We start from the raw sequence: 19,504 nt of genomic DNA on the forward strand, positions 1-19,504 counted from the left end.
TCTGCGTCACACTATGCGGTGTGAGACAGGGCGCGCAGCTACATTATCTTGTGGTCAAGGCCGTGTGGCGATCAAGAGGCGAAAAACTCCGGCTTCAGGTGTGGGCGGATCGTTGACAGAATTGCCTTAAACATCCTTGGGTTGCCGGCGACAATATGACCTTTCTCGAGGTATTTGTGGTCGCCGGCGAAGTCCCCGACGATACCGCCCGCTTCGAGGATGAGCAGGGCCCCCGCGGCCATATCCCATTGGTGCAGGCCCAGTTCCCAGAAACCGTCCAGACGCCCGGCGGCGACGTAGGCGAGATCCAGCGAGGCTGCACCGGGCCGGCGGACACCACTGCAGTGTTGGAACAGGGACTTGAAGGTCTCCAGGTACATATCGAGGTGTTCTTGCTGGCGGATCGGGAAACCGGTACCGAGCAGGCTACCCTCAAGGGTGCGTGAATTACTGACCCGAATCCGGCGTTCGTTCAGCGCAGCGCCGCCTCCGCGAGAGGCCGTGAACAGGTCCTGGCTGACCGGATCATAGACCACACCCTGGGTGAGGCGGCCCTTGTGGCGCAGCGCGATCGAGACCGCAAACTGGGGAAAACCGTGCAGGAAATTGGTGGTGCCATCCAGGGGGTCAATGATCCATTCGAATTCATTGTGGCCCTGGGTACCAGACTCCTCGGCGAGGATAGCATGGTCCGGGTAGGCCTTGTGGATGGCCTGAATGATGGTCTGCTCGGTCTTCATATCGACCTCGCTGACAAAGTCGTTTCTGGCCTTGGCACTGATCGTCAGGTTATCAAGTCGTTCGTAATGATACATGATGATCTTGCCTGCTTCGCGCGCGGCGCGCACAGCAATATTCAGCATCGGTTGCATGCGTTTGTTCCTGCTATCCGGTTTAGGTAAGAGCGTGCAGGCAGAGGCCTGCGAGTGGCCGCAAGTGTATAGTCGGGAAGGAAAAATCACAAGTCGTAGCTGGACTTGCGTGGCACTTATCGGTAGCTTTCACGCCATGTACGAGAATATCCGCATTGTGCTGGTCAATACGAGCCATCCCGGCAACATTGGTGCGGCCGCCCGGGCCATGAAAAACATGGGCCTGAGCCAGCTTTACCTGGTCGAACCGCTTTCTTTCCCCAATGCCGATGCCAGCGCCCGTGCCTCCGGTGCCGATGACCTGCTGGCACGGGCGACAGTCTGCCAAAGCCTGGAAGCCGCCGTGGCCGGCTGCAGTCTTGTATTCGGGGCCAGTGCCCGGCTGCGGAGCCTGCCCTGGCCGCTGGCCGAGCCACGCGAAGCGGCGGCGCAGATCATTGGCGCCAGCAAGCAGACCCCGGTGGCCGTGGTGTTCGGTCGCGAGCACTCGGGCCTGACCAATACGGAACTGCTGTGTTGCAATGCCCTCGTGCATATTCCCTGTAACGAGCACTTCAGTTCCCTGAACGTGGCGGCCGCTGTGCAGGTGCTCAGCTACGAAATCCACATGGCCGGTCGCGAGGGTGTGACCGAGGTGGAGAGTGACAGTCCGCCGGCGACCACGGCTGACGTTGAGCGGTTCTTTGAGCATCTCGAGCAGGCGCTGATCGAGATCGAGTTTCTCGACCCGCAACAACCACGCCAGCTCATGCGCCGTCTGCGCAGGCTATATAACAGGACTCGCCTGGAGGAGACCGAGGTGAATATCCTCCGTGGAATTCTGACCGCGACGCAAAAACGGGTGCGGGATCGTTTACAATAGCGCTATTAACCAACCACGAGAATCAGGAATCTTATGTTTGCACGTATCCGCGAAGACCTCATGTGTGTATTCGATCGCGACCCCGCGGCGCGGAGTGTGTTCGAGGTCCTGACAACCTATCCCGGTTACCATGCCTTGCTGGCCCATCGAATCAGTCATCGCCTGTGGTTGTGGAAGCTGCGCTGGCTGTCACGCTGGTTATCGACGCTCGCTCGCTGGCTCACAGGCGTGGAGATACATCCCGGGGCCTGTATTGGCCGGCGTTTTTTTATCGATCACGGTATGGGCGTGGTCATTGGTGAGACAGCAGAGATCGGTGATGACTGCACGCTTTATCATGGTGTGACCCTTGGCGGTACCAGTTGGAAGAAGGGCAAACGCCACCCGACCCTCGGCGATAACGTCGTCGTGGGCGCCGGGGCCAAGGTCCTCGGCCCGATAACGATCGGCACCAATGGCCGTATCGGCTCAAATGCCGTGGTGGTCAAAGATGTCCCGGCGAATGCCACGGTGGTCGGGATCCCGGGCCACATCGTCAAGGTGGTGAGCACAAAAGACCATGAAAAACGTAAGGCATTTGCCGAGAAGATCGGCTTCGATGCCTATGGCACCTCGCACGGTGACATGCCTGACCCGGTGGCTAATGCCGTCAACAGCATGCTGGATCATATTCATGCCATGGACTCCAAAATGGAAACCATGTGCCAGGCCCTGAAAAGTTTAGGTAGCGAAATCGCGGACTTATCGCTACCAGACCTGGGGCCCTGCAAGATCCAGACGGCGGATGAACCCGAACCCATAGATGATGGTGACATGTCTGAGGAAGAGCCGCACAGCGACCAGGAACCGCCCCGGAGCAAGAGCTGAAACCCGCTACAAAGTCCCTGCAGTTTATCGTAGAATATGCGCCCTTCCGTTCGGCCTGGAAAGAGAGGTATCGAGGGGTATTTAAAGTTGACTAAATTACTCAGGTATGTAAAATAAGTACAAGCTTATATTATGTTCCCAAGAGGGTATTTGCAATGAGACTCACGACAAAAGGCCGTTACGCTGTAACCGCAATGCTCGATCTCGCTCTTCATTATGACGATGGCCCGATTACCCTGGCCGACATCTCTCGTCGACAAGGTATTTCCCTGTCTTATCTTGAACAGCTGTTCTCCCGCCTGCGCAAGAAAGAACTGGTGATCAGTGCCCGTGGTCCGGGCGGTGGTTATCGTCTTAGCCGTGTGGCCAGTGATATCGCAGTGGCTGACGTGGTAACCGCAATTGATGAAAAGGTTGATGCAACCCGCTGTGGTGGGCTTGCCAACTGCCAGGATGACGAACCCTGTCTTACCCATGAATTGTGGACCGACCTGAGCGAGCGTATTTATGATTTCCTGAGTGGAATTACCCTGCATGACCTGGTTAACCGCCGGGAAGTACAGGAAGTCGCACAGCGCCAGCATGGTGTGAAAGTAAGTGAAATTAACGGCAAGACTGTCACCGTTTAATGCTATCTGAATTTTAATGCTATCTGAATTGCCCGGGTATACGGGTAATGACTACGGAGCAGATGTATATGAAGCTACCGATTTATTTTGACTACTCAGCAACAACACCGGTAGATCCGCGTGTTGCCGAGAAGATGATGGAATGTCTGACGCTGGAGGGTAACTTCGGTAACCCGGCCTCGCGTTCACATGCCTATGGCTGGGACGCGGAAGCCGCGATCGACCTCGCCCGCAAGCAAGTTGCCGATCTTGTTAACTGTGACCCGAAAGAAATTATCTGGACCTCCGGTGCTACCGAATCCGATAACCTCGCCATCAAGGGTGCTGCACACTTCTACAAGAAGAAGGGCAAGCACATCATTACCTGCAAGACAGAGCACAAGGCAGTGCTGGACAGTTGTCGCCAGCTGGAACGCGAAGGTTTTGAGGTTACCTATCTTGATCCGGAAACGAACGGTCTTATCGATCTGGGCAAGCTGGAAGCAGCCATGCGTGAAGACACCATCCTGGTTTCAATCATGCACGTGAATAACGAAATCGGTGTGATCCAGGATATCGAGGCGATCGGTGAACTGACCCGTCCGCGAGGCATCCTTTTTCATGTTGATGGTGCACAGAGTGCCGGCAAGGTCGAGATTGACTTGCAAAAGGCCAAGGTTGACCTGATGTCATTCTCTGCCCACAAGATCTATGGGCCGAAGGGTATGGGTGCCCTGTTTGTTCGACGTAAACCACGCATCCGTCTCGAGGCACAGATGCATGGTGGTGGTCATGAGCGCGGTCTGCGTTCCGGCACATTACCGACTCACCAGATCGTGGGTATGGGCGAGGCCTTCCGGATTGCCGGTGAAGAAATGGCTGAAGAAACTGCACGTCTTCTGAAGCTGCGCCAGCGACTACTGGATGGCATGGAAGGTATTGAGGAAGTCTATATCAATGGTGATATGGAGCATCGCATCGCCGGTAACATCAACATCAGTTACAACTATGTTGAAGGCGAATCATTGATCATGGCACTCAAGGACCTCGCTGTTTCATCCGGTTCGGCCTGTACTTCAGCGAGCCTGGAGCCATCTTATGTATTACGTGCCATTGGCCGCAATGATGAACTGGCACATAGCTCAATTCGCTTTACGATGGGCCGTTTTACAACGGAAGAAGAAATTGATTATGCGATTGGGCTGATACGAAAGAGTATCGATAAACTTCGGGATCTGTCGCCACTTTGGGATATGTACAAGGCAGGTATCGATCTGGAATCAGTACAGTGGGCTGCGCATTAATCCATGTGCATTATTTTTTAAAGATTTAAAGATAATCTTTATCTCTGGAGGTATAGAAAGATGGCATACAGTGACAAGGTAATGGATCATTACGAGAATCCACGTAACGTTGGTTCTTTCGAAAACAGTGATACCGAAGTCGGTACCGGTATGGTCGGTGCCCCGGCATGTGGCGATGTTATGCGCTTGCAGATAAAGGTTAATGCCAGTGGTATTATCGAAGATGCCCGTTTCAAGACCTATGGCTGTGGCTCAGCGATTGCATCCAGCTCCTTGCTGACCGAATGGGTCAAGGGCAAGACACTGGATGAGGCAGGTGAGATCAAGAATTCGCAAATCGCGGAAGAGCTCGCATTGCCACCTGTGAAGGTACATTGCTCGGTGCTTGCTGAAGACGCCATCAAGGCCGCGATCACTGACTACAAGAGCAAGAATGTTAAATAATCGATCGGAGTTTTTATCATGGCGGTTACGCTAACCGATAAGGCAGCTGAACGCATTCGCCATTTCCTTGAGTCTCGTGGCTCGGGAGTAGGTCTGCGTCTCGGTGTAAAGACAACCGGCTGCTCGGGCATGGCCTATGTGATCGAGTTTGTTGACGAGGCTAATTCTGAGGATACAAGCTTCGAGGCCCAGGGTATCAAGATATTTGTCGATCCGAAAAGCCTTCTCTACCTTGATGGCACAGAACTCGACTATGCCAGGGAAGGCCTGAATGAGGGCTTTCAGTTCAAGAACCCTAATGTCAAGGATACCTGTGGCTGCGGCGAGAGCTTTACCGTATAACGGCAGTGTTCGATTGGTGAGCACTGGAGTAGTTACATGCAGGTAGTTCCTGGTAAAAATTATTTTGAATTATTCGGCCTCCCGGTTTCCTTCGAGGTTGATATCTCCAGCCTGAGAGAGCGATATCGTGACCTGCAGCGCAGTGCACATCCGGATCGCTTTGCCAACGCCAGCGATCGGGAACGTCGACTGTCTATGCAGCAGGCGTCGCTGATCAACGAAGCGCACCGGGCATTAAAAGATCCCCTGCAGCGGGCGCGTTACCTGTTAAGCCTGCATGGTATCGACATCAATGATGAATCGAATACCGTCATGGATGGCATGTTCCTGATGGAGCAGATGGAACTGCGCGAAGAGCTTGATGCGATTCCCGGGAAGGACGAGCCGTTGGCGACACTGGCGGAATTCACGGCCAGTATCGAGTCACGTATTAGCGAGCGGGTACAGAAAATGACGGACCTGTTCGCCAACGTGAATGACGAAAACCTGCAACAGGCACATAGCCTGAGCCTGCAGTTACAATTTTTATATCGCTTGCGCGAAGAGGCAGAGTCTCGTGAAGAGAGCCTGCTCTAAGGACATTAATCAGTTATGGCATTACTGCAAATATCAGAACCGGGTAAAGCAACCGCGCCACACCAGCATCGTCTGGCCGCGGGGATCGATCTGGGGACGACCAACTCACTGGTCGCCAGCGTGCTCAGTGGCGAGGCGGTGACTCTGGCGGACGCCGACGGGGAACACCTGTTGCCTTCCGTGGTGCGTTACCTTGCCGATGTCAGCCCCATGGTTGGTGAAGCGGCAAGACAGTCCGCCAGCCAGGACCCGCAGAACACGATTATCTCCGTGAAACGTTTCATGGGACGTGGGTTCGTGGATGTACAGGCCGATAACAGCGGTTATCAGTTTCTGGAGACGGATTCCGTCCCGCGCCTGAAGACGATTGCCGGTGAGGTCAGTGCCATCGAGGTCTCGGCCGAGATCCTGAAAGCACTAAAGCAACGTGCAGAACAAAGCCTCGGCGGTGAGCTGAGTGGTGTCGTGATCACGGTGCCGGCATACTTTGATGACGCACAGCGCCAGGCGACCAAGGACGCGGCCCGTTTTGCCGGCCTGAATGTCATGCGCCTGTTAAATGAACCGACCGCTGCTGCGGTAGCCTATGGACTGGACCGTGGCTCGGAAGGCGTGCATGCCATTTATGACCTTGGCGGTGGCACCTTTGATATTTCTATCCTGCGCCTGAACAAGGGCGTATTTGAAGTCATGGCCACGGCTGGTGACTCGGCGCTTGGCGGTGATGACATGGACCGCACCATTGTCGAATGGATAGCGACGCAAGCGGATGTTGATACACAACAGCCGGCGGTCTTTCGCCAGCTTATGCACCAGGCGCGCGCAGCCAAAGAGGCATTGACGGACAGTGACGTCACAACGATTGATATTCAGGTGGCGGATAACCACTGGCAGGGTGAGCTTAGCCGTGCACAGCTCAATATGCTTGTTGATGGCCTGATCCGCAAGACCCTGAACCCGTGTCGGCGAGCCTTGCGCGATGCCGGTATTGAACTGGACGAGATTGAAGACGTTGTCATGGTAGGGGGCTCGACCCGTGTGCCCCGCGTGCGCGAACTGGTCGGCGAGTTTTTCAAGTGTGAACCGCTGGTTAACATTGATCCTGACAAGGTGGTGGCCGTTGGTGCCGCAATCCAGGCGGACATCCTCGCCGGTAACAAGCCTGATGACGAGATGTTATTGCTCGACGTGATCCCCTTGTCACTCGGCATCGAGACCATGGGCGGGCTGGTAGAGAAAATCATTCCGCGCAACACGACCATCCCGGTGGCCCGTGCGCAGGAATTCACGACCTTCAAGGATGGCCAGACCGCGATGGCCGTGCACGTCCTCCAGGGTGAGCGTGAACTGGTTGACGACTGCCGCTCGCTGGCCCGTTTCGAATTACGCGGTATCCCGCCGATGGTCGCGGGTGCCGGGCGGATCCTGGTGACCTTCCAGGTTGATGCTGACGGCCTGCTGGAAGTTACCGCCCGCGAGCAGAACAGTGGCGTCGAGAGCAGTGTGCAAGTGAAGCCGTCGTACGGGTTATCGGATAATGAGATCGAACGCATGTTGCGTGAAAACTTCGAGCATGCCAGCGATGATGTCGAGGCCCGCAAACTGCGCGAGCAGCAGGTCGAGGCGGACCGTGTGCTCGAGGCCATTACTGCCGCATTGAACGAGAATGGCGAGGCCCTGCTGAATGACGGCGAACGTGCTGTCATTGATGCCGCCATGGACGATCTGCGTCAGGCCCGTGCAAGTGGTGCGGCCCGGGACATCAAGGCGGCTATCACTGCTGCCGACAAGGCCACGGCCGAATTTGCCGCCAGGCGCATGGATTCGAGTATAAATCAGGCCCTGAGTGGCCACACCCTTGAAGAATTTGAGTAAGTAAACGCAACGGAAGAGACCATGCCACAGATTATTGTTTTACCCCATGAAGAGATTTGTCCGGAAGGCGCGGTCATTGAGGCCGAGTCAGGGGTGACTGTTATTGATGCCGTTCAGGCCGGCGGAGTCGAGATTGAGCATGCCTGTGAGAAATCCTGTGCGTGCACGACCTGCCATGTCATTGTGCGCGAAGGCGGCGAGTCCCTGAACGAGGCCGATGAGGCCGAGGATGATATGCTCGACAAGGCCTGGGGGCTGGAGCCGGACTCGCGCCTGAGTTGCCAGGCTATCGTCGCTGACAAGGACCTGGTCATCGAAATCCCGAAATATACCATCAATATGGTCTCGGAAAATCATTAAGCTATTGTAATAAATAGAGAATCAGGAGGCTGGTATGGGCTTGAAATGGACGGATACCCTCGATATCGCCATCGAGCTGGATGACAGGCACCCCGAGATAGACCCGAAGGTGATACGTTTCACTGACCTGCATAGCTGGATCTGTGAGCTGGAAGAATTTGATGATGATCCGGAGCGTTCCGGCGAGAAAATCCTCGAGGCCATCCAGATGGCCTGGATAGAGGAGCGGGAATAATGCGGATGGTCAAAAAATAAGCACCCCCCCCCCTCGCGGGCATTGTTACTGCCGCAGCCAGCGGCTAGAATAGCACTCCGTTTTTCCCCCTAAGCCCACGTATCTGCGTGGGTTTTTATGTTATTGTTAACACCTTAGATTGGAGTTTCCCAAGAATGGCGATTGAACGTACTCTCTCAATTATCAAGCCCGATGCGGTGGCCAAAAACGTGATCGGTGAGATTTATAGCCGCTTTGAAAAGGCCGGTCTGCGCATTGTGGCGGCGCGTATGCTGCATCTGAGCCGCGCACAGGCAGAAGGCTTCTATGCCGTGCATAAAGAACGCCCATTCTTCAACGACCTGGTCGATTTCATGATCTCCGGGCCGGTGATGGTGCAGTGCCTGGAAGGTGAAGATGCCATTAACAAGAATCGCGAACTGATGGGAGCCACCAATCCGGCTGATGCCGCGCCTGGAACCATCCGTGCCGATTTTGCGGAAACCGTAGATGAAAATGCCGTGCATGGTTCAGATGGAGTGGAAACCGCGGCACAGGAAATTGCCTTCTTTTTCCCGGAAGGTGTTTGCGAACGTACCCGCTAAAGGTACTCTGCTCAATGATTAACTGGAAACATGAGGCATGTCTGAACAGACAAGCAAAATAAATCTGCTCGATTTTAACCGGGCTGACATGGAGGCCTTCTTCGTCGAACATGGCGAGAAGGCCTTTCGTGCTTCTCAGGTCATGCAGTGGATTCACCAGCATGGCGTGACTGACTTCGAGCAGATGTCCAATATCAGCAAGGCCCTGCGCACACGGCTCGCCGGGATCGCCGAGATACGTGTGCCTGAAGTGCTTGTTGATCAGGCCTCGATTGATGGCACTCACAAGTGGTTATTACGCCTCGATTCCGGCAACAGTATTGAAACCGTTTTTATCCCCGAAGGCGCTCGCGGTACCCTGTGTGTTTCCTCACAGATCGGTTGTGCACTGGATTGCAGTTTTTGTTCAACCGGCAAGCAGGGGTTTAACCGCAACCTGACCACCGGTGAAATCATCAGCCAGGTACTGGTGGCGAACAAGGCCATGGGGATCGGCCGTGATGGTGAACGTATCGTCACCAACGTGGTGATGATGGGCATGGGTGAGCCGCTGCTGAACTTTGATAATGTCGTCCGCGCCATGGCTATTATGCAGGATGATTTTGCCTATGGTATCTCCAAGCGCCGTGTGACCCTGAGCACGGCCGGGGTGGTACCCGCCCTGGACAGGCTGCGCGAGGTCAGTGACGTCAGTCTGGCCCTGTCACTGCACGCACCGAATAACCCCTTGCGTGATGAACTGGTGCCGCTGAATAAAAAATACCCCATCAAGGAAGTGCTGGCAGCCTGCAAACGTTACCTGGATGGCAAGCAGCGTCGCCGCGTGACGGTGGAATATGTCATGCTTGATGGTATTAACGACAGTGACGAACATGCCCGGGAACTGGTCGGCCTGCTAAAGAATCTGCCGGCGAAGATAAACCTTATCCCGTTTAATCCGTTCCCGCAGTCAGGTTATAAACGTTCCCCGGCGAAACGGATCGCCAGGTTCAGTGATATCCTCATCCAGGGTGGGCTGGTAACGATCACGCGCAAGACACGCGGTGATGATATTGATGCAGCCTGTGGTCAACTGGCGGGCCAGGTAAAAGACAAAACCAGGCGCACCAAACCCGGTGTGCCGTTACGCAAAAGGGCAGGCGCGGCATGAAAATAATAAAATCCCTATTCATCTACATGGTTGTGGCAATGGGTGGGCTGGGTCTTGCCGGTTGTAGTACTACCGGCAGCGATGCCAGTGAGGAAGGCGAGCTGCGCGTGGCCCCGGAAGGTGACAAGCTGGCGGAAACCAATGTCAAACTCGGTGTCGGTTATATGCAAAAGGGGAGTTACGAATTTGCCCTGAGTAAATTTCGTCGGGCCATCGAGATTGATAATAGTTACCCGGATGCGCATTATGCTATTGCCCTGCTATATGACAAGCTGGGCCGGCCCGAGGCGGCAAAAACACATTTCGAGAAGGCGATTAGCCTGAACCCGAGTTACTCCGATGCCTATAATGCCTATGCCGCGTTCCTCTGCCGCAAGCAGGAGTATGAGGCTGCTGATGAAACGTTTCGCAAGGCCCTGTCCAACCCCCTTTATCGTTCGCCACAGTTGGTACAGATAAACGCGGGTATCTGTTCTGTTAATGCGAAACAGTATGATCGTGCAGAAGCATATTTTCGCAAGGTCCTGCAGGCGAATTCAAAACATCCTGTGGCCCTCTACCAAATGGCCAAACTCAATTACGAGAGCGGTCGTTACCTGCAGGCACGTGCCTATATGCAGCGCTTTTCCATAATCAGCCGGCCGACACCACAAAGCCTGTGGCTGGCTGTGCGTATCGAACGCGAAATGGGTGATCGGGGAGCCGCAGCCAGCTATGCCCTGACATTGCGCAAACAATTTCCGGATTCGGATGAGGCGCACCTGTTACGTGAGTCAAACAGACGATGAACGATCAAACTACACCCGCACAAGAGCCAACCGAGATAAGCCCTTCATTCGGCCAGCGCTTGTCTTCGGCCCGGCGTGCCCTGAACCTCTCACAGGAACAGGTAGCCGCCGAGCTGCGCCTGAAGGTGAGCCTGATCCAGGCACTCGAGGAAGAAGATTACAGCCGCTTGCCGACCCGCATGTACATAGCCGGTTACCTGCGCAATTATGCGCGTCTGCTCAATGTGCCGGTCGAACCATTACTCAAGGCTCTTGATCATGCGCAGCTGGAATCGCCGCCGCTGATCGGCAATACCGGTCAGCCTTACAAGACCTCACACAGCAGTTTCCTGGTGAAGCTGTTTGCCCTGGTGCTGACTGTTGTTGTTATCGCCGGCATCATCAGCTGGATACAGTCACAGGACTTTACCGCGTTCTCAGGCAAACCGGTAGTGCCTGCGCCGCAAGAGCCAAATGCCATGCTGCCGGCATTGCCCGGGGAACCTGTCGAGGAAGCCCCTGTCAGCGAGGTGCCGGAGGCGGCAGTCCGCCCCCGGCCCGTGCCGGAAGCAGACGTTGCAGAGCCAGGGCCACCGCCGGTAGACAATCCTGCCCGGGAAGAGGTCGTCGCCGCGCAGGCTGGCGAGGAAGAAGCCGGTGAGAATGGCATGCCGCAGACCACCCGACCGGAAGCCGGAGACGCCGGTGCCGAACTGGTGTTGGAGTTTACCGGCGACAGCTGGACAGAGGTCACCGACAGTCGCGGAGAAAGACTGGCCTATGACTTGTATCGTGAAGGACAGACCAAGCACATCACGGGCCGCGCGCCTTTCAATATTTTCCTGGGGAATGCCGCCGCTGTAACAGTTGAATATAACGGCCAGCCCTATGATTTCAGTGCCTATGTGCAAGACGAGCTGGCCCGTTTTCAACTGGGTGCAGCAGAAGATAACAAGAGTAATCGAGAATGAGCTTCCGACATGAAATCAAGCGCAGGGTCTCCCGGCAGATCCAGGTAGGGCGGGTCGCGGTTGGCGGGAATGCGCCGATCTCTGTGCAGAGTATGACCAATACCGAGACCTGTGACGTCGAGGCAACCCTGGCACAATTGCAGGCGCTGCAGCGTGCCGGTGCGGATATTGTGCGTATTTCGATTCCGAGCATGGAGGCTGCCGAGGCCTTCGCGCAGATCCGCAAACGTACCGATCTGCCATTGATCACCGATATCCATTTTGACTACAAGATTGCCCTGCGGGTTGCCGAGCTGGGCGCCGACTGCCTGCGCATCAACCCGGGTAATATCGGTCGCGAAGACCGCGTGCGCGCCGTTGTTGACAGCGCCCGCGCCAACGGTATCCCGATCAGAATCGGTGTGAATGCCGGTTCACTGGAAAAGGATCTACAAAAGAAATATGGCGAGCCGACACCGGCCGCGCTGGTGGAATCGGCCTTGCGGCATATTGATATTCTGAACCGGCTCGACTTTCAGGATTTCAAGATCAGCCTCAAGGCATCTGATGTGCATACCACGGTGGCTGCCTACCGTCAGCTGGCTGGTCAGATAGAACAGCCGCTGCATCTCGGGATTACCGAGGCCGGCGGCGCGCGTGCAGGTGCTGTGAAATCCGCGATTGGCCTGGGCATGTTGCTCAACGACGGCATCGGCGACACGATTCGTGTATCACTCGCGGCCGATCCAGTGCAAGAGATCAAGGTTGGTTTCGACATTCTCAAGAGCCTGCAGATCCGCAGCAAGGGTGTGAACCTGATCGCGTGTCCTTCCTGTTCGCGGCAGCAGTTTGATGTTATCAAGACGGTCAACGCACTCGAAGAAAGACTCGAAGACATTCTCGAGCCGATTGATGTCGCTGTGATTGGTTGCGTGGTAAACGGCCCGGGTGAAGCACGCGAGGCCGACATCGGCCTGACCGGTGGTTCACCGAACCTGTTGTATATCAATGGCAAGCCGGATCACAAGGTCGACGACGAACAACTGGTCGATGAGCTGGAACGTGTTGTGCGCGAATTTATCGCGAACCGCGTGGATGACAAGAATATATTAAAAGTTTCCGTTCCGGCCTGAGCCGGACGAATACAGTTTTAGGGGTAAGCACTTGGCTAAGAACATTCAGGCGATTCGCGGTATGCATGACATATTGCCGGAGCAATCGCCGCGCTGGCAGCAACTGGAACAGACTATCAAATCGATCCTTGCCGGTTACGGTTATAGTGAAATCCGCATGCCGATACTGGAAAAGACCGATCTGTTTTGCCGCTCTATCGGTGAGGTGACCGACATTGTCGAAAAAGAGATGTACACCTTCGAGGATCGTAACGGCGACAGCCTGACCCTGCGTCCGGAAGGTACCGCCAGTTGTGTGCGTGCCTGCCTGGAGAATGGTTTGTTGCACAACCAGACGCAAAAACTCTGGTATTCAGGGCCGATGTTCCGTCATGAACGACCGCAGAAGGGCCGTTATCGCCAGTTCCATCAGTTTGGCGTCGAGACCTTTGGTCTGGCCGGGCCGGACATTGATGCCGAGCTTATCTTTATGACGGCGCGCCTCTGGCAAGAACTTGGCCTTGACGGCATTCGCCTCGAGATCAATTCGCTGGGCAGCAGTGAGGCCCGCGCCGCCTACCGTGAGCAACTGGTTGAATACCTGTCCGCCCACGGCGATCTGCTGGATGAAGACAGTCAGCGTCGGCTGCATACCAACCCCTTGCGTATTCTCGATAGCAAGAACCCGGACATGCAGGCCATGATCGAAAAGGCCCCGCGCCTGCTGGAGCACCTCGATGAAGAGTCCCGGCAGCACTTTGAACGACTTAAGGCACTGCTTGATGCGGCAGGTATTGAATACACCATCAATACCCGCCTGGTGCGCGGCCTGGATTATTACTGCAAGACGGTTTTCGAATGGGTCACCGATCGCCTGGGCGCGCAGGGTACAGTGTGTGCCGGTGGCCGTTTCGACGGCCTGGTCGAACAACTCGGTGGCCGTGCTACACCGGCCTCGGGTTTTGCCATGGGTATCGAACGCCTGGTAAGCCTGCTCGAGGAAAGTGGCGCGGCAATACCGGCGCAACGCCCGCATGCCTACCTGGTCATGTCCGGGGAAGAGGCTGAATTACGCGGCATGCAACTTGCCGAACAGTGTCGAAACCAGGTCCCGGGCCTGCAACTTGTGGTAAATTGTGGCGCGGGCAGTATCAAGAGCCAGTTCAAGCGCGCGGATAAAAGCGGCGCCGCCTGGGCCCTGATCCTGGGTGAGGATGAACTGGCTGCGAATATGATTGCGGTCAAGGACTTGCGGGGCACCAGTGAACAACAGGTGTTTGCCCAGGCAGGCCTGGCGGATTGGTTACAGGCGATTGTTGAGAAAACAGCCTGAGTATTTTGGAGAGGATTACGTGGCAGAACATCTAACAGAAGAGCAACAGGTCGAGGCGATCAAGACCTGGTGGAAGGAAAACGGTATTGCCGTCGTGGCCGGTCTGATCATCGGTTTCGGGGCCCTGTTTGGCTGGCGCTACTACCTTGATTACCGGGAGACGCAATCCATTGAGGCCTCCGGTATTTATGAGAGCATGCAACAGAAATTCAAGCTCGGTCAGGCTGACGATGCCAGCTTGCTGGCCAGCCAGATCATCAGTGACTATCCGCGAACTCCTTATGCCACGATGGCCGCGCTGGCGGCGGCAAAACAGGCCGCCGTTAAAATGAATATGCAACAGGCGCGCAAGCAGTTGCAATGGGTGCTGGATAATGGCCGTCAGCCACAATTGTTACACACCGCACGTTTGCAACTGGCGGCGATTATGCTGAACGCCGCCGAATATGATGCTGCGCTGGGCCTCATCGCTGCAGCCGGTCCGGGTGGCTATGCCGGGCTCTATGAGGAAATCAAAGGTGACGTCCTGCTGGCCAGGGGCGAGCGCAATGCTGCACACGAGGCCTATGACAGGGCCTTGCAGGCTGAGGGTCTGGGCGCACAGCAACGCCAGGTTGTGCAGATGAAGTTCGATGACACCAGGCCGAGCATGTCAATCGCAGATGCCGGGGTGGAAAAATGATGTATCGCCTGTTTATTGTTTCCCTGATTATTGCCTTGAGTGGTTGTAGTTCTGTGCGTGAGTCGATGACGGAATCCGTTACCGGCTGGTTCGGCGACAAGGACAATGTTGAGCCGCCAGCCAAGCTGGTGGACTTTAAAGAGACGGTCCCGGTTTCCCGGCGCTGGTCAGCGAGCGTGGGCAGCGATAGCAAGAAACTCTATGTACGTCTGCAGCCCCGCGTCGACGGTGATCGCATTTATGCAGCCGGCGCCAAGGGGCGGGTCAGTGCCTTTGATGTGAATACCGGCGACTTGCTGTGGCAAGTCGATACCGGTCTGCCACTACGCGGGGGCCCGGGTAGCGGCGACGGGCTTGTCTTGCTGGGTACGGCCGATGCCGAGGTAATTGCCCTCAACCGTGATACTGGCGAGGAGCGCTGGCGCGTCAAGGTCTCAAGTGAGGTGCTGGCGGCACCTTCCGCAGCAGAAGGGATTGCCGTGGCGCGCAGTATTGATGGTCGTATCTACGGATTTTCATCCGATACTGGCAAGCGTGTCTGGATTTATGACAGCCGCGTGCCGGTACTGACCCTGCGTGGCACCAGTGCCCCGGTCATTACCAATGGTGGCGTCATCGCCGGCCTGGCCAATGGCAAACTGGTAGCGCTGTTGCTCAAGAACGGTTCGGTCATGTGGGAAAGCCGTATTGCCATCCCCAGCGGCCGCTCCGAGATCGAGCGTATTGTTGACATCGATGCCGACCCGATTGTTGCCAATGGCGTGGTGCACGTGGCCACCTACCAGGGAAATGTTGCAACAGTGGCACTGGAAAATGGTCGCGGCCTGTGGAATCGCAAAATGTCTTCACATGCCGGTATCGGCGCGGACAATAATGTACTTTACGTCACCGATGAGAACAGTGAAGTATGGGCACTCGATCGCCGGAACGGCTCCTCGTACTGGAAACTCGATAAGCTACGTGCGCGCAAGCTTTCTGCACCGACAGCCTTTGGTGAATATATCGTGGTCGGTGACCTGGAAGGCTATGTGCATTTTCTTGATCGCAAGAGTGGTGCCTTTGCCGCACGCCTTCGGGTCGGTAACAGCCCGATTGTTGCCGCACCAATCGTGGCCGGTGATACCCTGTTCATCAGCAGTAGTGGCGGTGAACTGACCGCACTACGTATTGGTGGTTAACTACCACATATCAGCAAGAAACTGTGGCATTAACTTAAAATCATGAAACCCGTTATCGCACTGGTCGGCCGCCCCAACGTGGGCAAGTCGACGCTGTTTAATCGCCTGACCCGGACGCGAGACGCCATCGTGGTGGATCAACCCGGCATGACGCGTGATCGTCAGTATGGCACGGCGCGTTTTGGCGAACGGGATATGATCGTCATCGACACGGGCGGCCTCAGTGGCGAAGACGGCATTGATGAGCTCATGGAAGGCCAGACCTTGCAAGCCATTAAAGAGGCCGACCTGGTTCTGTTTATGGTTGATGCCCGTGACGGTCTCACCGGCGGCGACGAAATCATCGCCACTCGCCTGCGCCAGCTCGGTAAAAATATCCTCTTAATCATGAACAAGAGCGACGGTGTCAATACTGATTACCTCGCCGCGGATTTTTATGCCCTCGGTCTCGGCGAACCGATCCCGATCTCTGCCGTGCATGGCCGGGGGCCCGGTGGTCTCGAGGACGTTGTGCTCGAGGCCTTGCCGGAAATGCTCGAGGGCGAGGACGAGGAAACCGAGGAAGGCATTCGTATCGCGGTCATCGGTCGCCCGAATGCCGGCAAGTCGACACTGATCAACCGGATTCTCGGTGAAGAGCGGGTGCTGGTCTATGACATGCCCGGTACCACGCGCGACAGTATCAGTATCCCGTTTGAACGACGTGGCACGCACTATACCCTCATCGATACCGCCGGTGTGCGCCGACGTGGCAAGGTACATGAGACTGCGGAGAAGTTCAGCGTCATCAAGACCCTGCAGGCGATCGGTGAGGCAAACGTGGTGATCGTGGTGTTTGATGCCCACCGTGGCATCACTGATCAGGACGTGACCTTGCTGGGCTTTGCCCTTGAGCAGGGCAGGGCGCTGGTTATCGCCATCAATAAATGGGATGGTCTGCAAAAGGATGAACGCCAGCGCATCAAGGTTGAACTGGACCGCCGCCTGAACTTTATCGACTATGCTGACGAGTATTTTATCTCGGCCCTGCATGGCACCGGTGTGGGGGACCTGTTTGCGGCTGTGGACAAGGCCTATGCCTCGGCGATGATCAAGGTCAGTGCCTCGCGCCTGACGCAGATACTTGAAGATGCGGTTAGTGCGCATGCCCCGCCGTTGGTACGCGGTCGCCGTATCAAACTGCGTTATGCTCACCAGGGCGGGCAGAATCCGCCGATCATTGTTATCCACGGCAACCAGACCAACAATGTGCCGGAAAGTTACCAGCGTTATCTTACCAATACCTATCGCAAGGTGCTTGACCTGCATGGCACGCCGGTGCGGATAGAATTCAAGACCGGCGAAAATCCATTTGAAGGCCGTCGTAACAAACTCACGCCGCGTCAGCAGTACAAGAAAAAGCGCCTGATGAAGCACGTACGTAAGAGCTGAAAGGCCGTTACTGACAACCGTCCGGCAGATCGGTTGTCATCTTCGGGCGAATAGATCACGGGTAGTCATTACGCGAAAAGACAAGGGGGTATGGAAACGTTGCCAGATACATTTATTGCCGAAACCTTTATAGTCATCGGCGGTCTGTTGTTGCTGGGCCTGCTTACTGATGTCCTCGGGCGCTATACCTTTCTGCCTCGCGTCACCTTATTGCTTCTATTTGGTTTTCTGATCGGCCCAGCTATGCTGGATGTCCTGCCGGCACCACGTGTCAGCTGGGAACCCTTTATCTCAAGTCTTGCCCTGATGATGATCGGTTTTTTGCTAGGTGAAAAACTGTGCCTGTCGAGTTTGCGGAAAAGCGGTAAACGCATTATCAATATCTCTCTGAGCGCCGTTATCATCACCGCCTTCATCGTCTTTGCGGGGCTGACCTTGCTGGGGTTTTCTATCGCGGTTGCCTTGTTGCTGGCCGCCATCGCCACCGCCACTGACCCGGCCGCCACCCTCGATGTAGTAACGGAAAGCGGTCAGCACAATGCCTTCACGGAAACGATACTCGGTGTCGTCGCCATTGATGACGTCTGGGGACTACTGGCCTTCGGGGTCTTGTTTGCCATTGCCGAGACCATTCATGTCGGTACCGGGGCAAATGCAATTTTAATCCACATGCTCCGCGACCTCGGCGGGGCGATTCTGCTCGGCGTGTTGCTGGGGCTGCCGCTGTCCTGGCTGAGTGGTCGCCTGCGCGGTGGCGAACTGAACCTGGTCGAGGCACTGGGAATGGTCTTGCTGTGTGGTGGCCTGGCCATGTGGTTCGAGGTCTCTTACCTGCTCAGTGCCGTCACACTGGGGGCGGTGGTGGCCAATGTGTCGCGTCATCGTGAGCGTTCTTTCCGGGCCATCAGCCATATTGAACATCCATTTCTGATCCTGTTTTTTGTCCTCGCCGGGGCCTCGCTGGAACCGGCAGTGATCAATGGTTTCGGTTTGTTGGCGGTGGGCTATATCGGTTTCCGTATTGTGGGCAGGGTCCTTGGCGGCTGGCTTGGCTGTCCCCGGCATCTTTGTCCGGCCAGTATGAGTCGCTGGATAGGCTGGACGCTTATGCCACAGGCTGGTGTTGCCCTGGGCATGGCGCTGGTCGTGCAACAACGTATGCCGGAACTGGGTGAATTGATCATGCCGGTTGTGATCGGTTCGACCGTATTATTCGAAATATTTGGTCCGATAATGACAAGGTATGCGATACGCCAGACCGCGAACCACTAGCATAAGCCTGGAGCAGGTAAAAATACCTGCTGCCGTCTTGAGCACCTGGCAAGGGAGAAAACTATGCAAAGATTATGGATTCTGATGTTACCGTTATCGATATTGATGAGCAGTTGTTCGGCAGACAAGCCTGCACCGGCCCGTGAAAAGGCCGGTTTGGCAGGCATGGTAGAGAGCCAGACCCGGGCTATGCAAAAGGCCAAAAACCTTGACGGGATATTGCTGGAGGCCGATAAACAACGGCGCGAGACAAACAGCCAGTAACCGGGTCATAGGGGTGTTGCAGTCTGCCATAGAGCTAGTAAGCTGTAGCAATATAAAGGACATTCAGACCCCATGCCGGCACCGATATTATTTTCCATCATTGAATCCCCCACGCACCCGCCCCTGTCTGAATATTACCGGCAGCTTGGCATCGAAGAAGTGCGCCTGACATCAACACGCAAGGCTATTCATGCCCTGAAGACACAGACGCCTGATTTCGTGGTGGCTGAATTCTTTTATGGTTATGGCAATAATTATGCGGGGGTGAACATTTGCAACCTCGACGTATTTTTATATAGTTTGCAAAAGTATGCACCGGCAGCGAAGGTCATCGTATTCGTCGATAAAGAAGAAAAAAAGGGCTCTTCGGAAAAATTAGTGGGTAAAAATATAGCGAATTTGGAGCAATAGAGATAGTTTTCTGGAAATTGGAGGG

General features: G+C 55.5%; 23 protein-coding genes. 22 read left to right on the forward strand and 1 reads right to left on the reverse strand.

Features of this window, described 5'->3' with window-relative positions:
- Positions 1 to 71: 71 nt before the first annotated feature.
- On the reverse strand, positions 72 to 872 hold the full coding sequence (gene suhB, locus RQ738_RS05700) for an inositol-1-monophosphatase (protein ID WP_314162750.1): 801 nt from the start codon (positions 870 to 872) through the stop codon (positions 72 to 74).
- Positions 873 to 1,008: 136 nt separating this feature from the next.
- Between suhB and RQ738_RS05705 the strand changes: the two genes are divergently transcribed.
- The 22 genes from RQ738_RS05705 (at position 1,009) to RQ738_RS05810 (ending at position 19,479) form a co-directional block, all read left to right on the forward strand.
- The gene (locus RQ738_RS05705) at positions 1,009 to 1,734 is read left to right on the forward strand and encodes an RNA methyltransferase (RefSeq protein WP_314162773.1); all 726 of its coding nucleotides are present in this window, start codon (positions 1,009 to 1,011) and stop codon (positions 1,732 to 1,734) included.
- 33 nt (positions 1,735 to 1,767) lie between these two features.
- Positions 1,768 to 2,601 carry a serine O-acetyltransferase gene (gene cysE / locus RQ738_RS05710; protein ID WP_314162751.1) on the forward strand — a complete coding sequence of 278 codons (834 nt, stop codon included), beginning with the start codon at positions 1,768 to 1,770 and terminating at the stop codon, positions 2,599 to 2,601.
- A gap of 155 nt (positions 2,602 to 2,756) precedes the next feature.
- The gene (gene iscR, locus RQ738_RS05715) at positions 2,757 to 3,230 is read left to right on the forward strand and encodes a Fe-S cluster assembly transcriptional regulator IscR (protein WP_314162752.1); all 474 of its coding nucleotides are present in this window, start codon (positions 2,757 to 2,759) and stop codon (positions 3,228 to 3,230) included.
- A 68-nt stretch (positions 3,231 to 3,298) separates the two neighbouring features.
- Positions 3,299 to 4,513 carry an IscS subfamily cysteine desulfurase gene (locus tag RQ738_RS05720; RefSeq protein ID WP_314162753.1) on the forward strand — a complete coding sequence of 405 codons (1,215 nt, stop codon included), beginning with the start codon at positions 3,299 to 3,301 and terminating at the stop codon, positions 4,511 to 4,513.
- 60 nt (positions 4,514 to 4,573) lie between these two features.
- The gene (gene iscU, locus RQ738_RS05725; protein ID WP_314162754.1) at positions 4,574 to 4,957 is read left to right on the forward strand and encodes a Fe-S cluster assembly scaffold IscU; all 384 of its coding nucleotides are present in this window, start codon (positions 4,574 to 4,576) and stop codon (positions 4,955 to 4,957) included.
- 18 nt (positions 4,958 to 4,975) lie between these two features.
- A complete protein-coding gene (iscA, locus tag RQ738_RS05730; RefSeq protein WP_314162755.1) occupies positions 4,976 to 5,299 on the forward strand; it encodes an iron-sulfur cluster assembly protein IscA in 324 nt (107 codons plus the stop codon).
- A 36-nt stretch (positions 5,300 to 5,335) separates the two neighbouring features.
- Complete coding sequence (hscB, locus tag RQ738_RS05735; protein ID WP_314162756.1) at positions 5,336 to 5,875, forward strand: co-chaperone HscB; 540 nt, start codon at positions 5,336 to 5,338, stop codon at positions 5,873 to 5,875.
- Positions 5,876 to 5,890: 15 nt separating this feature from the next.
- Positions 5,891 to 7,750, forward strand: a complete 1,860-nt coding sequence (gene hscA, locus RQ738_RS05740; protein WP_314162757.1) for a Fe-S protein assembly chaperone HscA — start codon at positions 5,891 to 5,893, stop codon at positions 7,748 to 7,750.
- A 21-nt stretch (positions 7,751 to 7,771) separates the two neighbouring features.
- The gene (gene fdx / locus RQ738_RS05745; protein ID WP_314162758.1) at positions 7,772 to 8,110 is read left to right on the forward strand and encodes an ISC system 2Fe-2S type ferredoxin; all 339 of its coding nucleotides are present in this window, start codon (positions 7,772 to 7,774) and stop codon (positions 8,108 to 8,110) included.
- Between the two features lie 34 nt (positions 8,111 to 8,144).
- Positions 8,145 to 8,345 (forward strand): Fe-S cluster assembly protein IscX, encoded by a 201-nt coding sequence (gene iscX, locus RQ738_RS05750; protein ID WP_314162759.1) that lies wholly within the window; start codon positions 8,145 to 8,147, stop codon positions 8,343 to 8,345.
- Between the two features lie 155 nt (positions 8,346 to 8,500).
- Complete coding sequence (gene ndk / locus RQ738_RS05755; RefSeq protein WP_314162761.1) at positions 8,501 to 8,929, forward strand: nucleoside-diphosphate kinase; 429 nt, start codon at positions 8,501 to 8,503, stop codon at positions 8,927 to 8,929.
- 37 nt (positions 8,930 to 8,966) lie between these two features.
- Positions 8,967 to 10,079 carry a 23S rRNA (adenine(2503)-C(2))-methyltransferase RlmN gene (gene rlmN, locus RQ738_RS05760; RefSeq protein ID WP_314162762.1) on the forward strand — a complete coding sequence of 371 codons (1,113 nt, stop codon included), beginning with the start codon at positions 8,967 to 8,969 and terminating at the stop codon, positions 10,077 to 10,079.
- Positions 10,076 to 10,867: a type IV pilus biogenesis/stability protein PilW gene (pilW, locus tag RQ738_RS05765; RefSeq protein WP_314162763.1), complete on the forward strand. Its 792-nt coding sequence runs from the start codon at positions 10,076 to 10,078 to the stop codon at positions 10,865 to 10,867. Before rlmN ends, pilW begins: the two co-directional genes overlap by 4 nt.
- Entirely contained in the window at positions 10,864 to 11,817 is a 954-nt protein-coding gene (locus tag RQ738_RS05770) for a RodZ domain-containing protein (protein WP_314162764.1), read from the forward strand. The genes pilW and RQ738_RS05770 overlap by 4 nt, the downstream gene beginning before the upstream one ends.
- A complete protein-coding gene (ispG, locus tag RQ738_RS05775) occupies positions 11,814 to 12,929 on the forward strand; it encodes a flavodoxin-dependent (E)-4-hydroxy-3-methylbut-2-enyl-diphosphate synthase (protein ID WP_314162765.1) in 1,116 nt (371 codons plus the stop codon). Before RQ738_RS05770 ends, ispG begins: the two co-directional genes overlap by 4 nt.
- Before the next feature lie 31 nt (positions 12,930 to 12,960).
- Positions 12,961 to 14,241 (forward strand): histidine--tRNA ligase, encoded by a 1,281-nt coding sequence (hisS, locus tag RQ738_RS05780; protein ID WP_314162766.1) that lies wholly within the window; start codon positions 12,961 to 12,963, stop codon positions 14,239 to 14,241.
- Between the two features lie 19 nt (positions 14,242 to 14,260).
- Positions 14,261 to 14,923, forward strand: a complete 663-nt coding sequence (locus RQ738_RS05785; protein WP_314162767.1) for a YfgM family protein — start codon at positions 14,261 to 14,263, stop codon at positions 14,921 to 14,923.
- Complete coding sequence (bamB, locus tag RQ738_RS05790; protein WP_314162768.1) at positions 14,920 to 16,101, forward strand: outer membrane protein assembly factor BamB; 1,182 nt, start codon at positions 14,920 to 14,922, stop codon at positions 16,099 to 16,101. Before RQ738_RS05785 ends, bamB begins: the two co-directional genes overlap by 4 nt.
- A 42-nt stretch (positions 16,102 to 16,143) precedes the next feature.
- Positions 16,144 to 17,532 (forward strand): ribosome biogenesis GTPase Der, encoded by a 1,389-nt coding sequence (der, locus tag RQ738_RS05795; RefSeq protein ID WP_314162769.1) that lies wholly within the window; start codon positions 16,144 to 16,146, stop codon positions 17,530 to 17,532.
- 90 nt (positions 17,533 to 17,622) lie between these two features.
- Positions 17,623 to 18,804, forward strand: a complete 1,182-nt coding sequence (locus RQ738_RS05800) for a cation:proton antiporter (protein WP_314162770.1) — start codon at positions 17,623 to 17,625, stop codon at positions 18,802 to 18,804.
- Positions 18,805 to 18,867: 63 nt separating this feature from the next.
- Complete coding sequence (locus RQ738_RS05805) at positions 18,868 to 19,068, forward strand: hypothetical protein (protein ID WP_314162771.1); 201 nt, start codon at positions 18,868 to 18,870, stop codon at positions 19,066 to 19,068.
- A gap of 72 nt (positions 19,069 to 19,140) precedes the next feature.
- Complete coding sequence (locus RQ738_RS05810; protein ID WP_314162772.1) at positions 19,141 to 19,479, forward strand: hypothetical protein; 339 nt, start codon at positions 19,141 to 19,143, stop codon at positions 19,477 to 19,479.
- The last annotated feature ends 25 nt before the right edge of the window (positions 19,480 to 19,504 follow it).

It is taken from the genome of Sulfuriflexus sp., assembly GCF_032250955.1.
Classification (GTDB): Bacteria; Pseudomonadota; Gammaproteobacteria; order AKS1; family AKS1; genus Sulfuriflexus.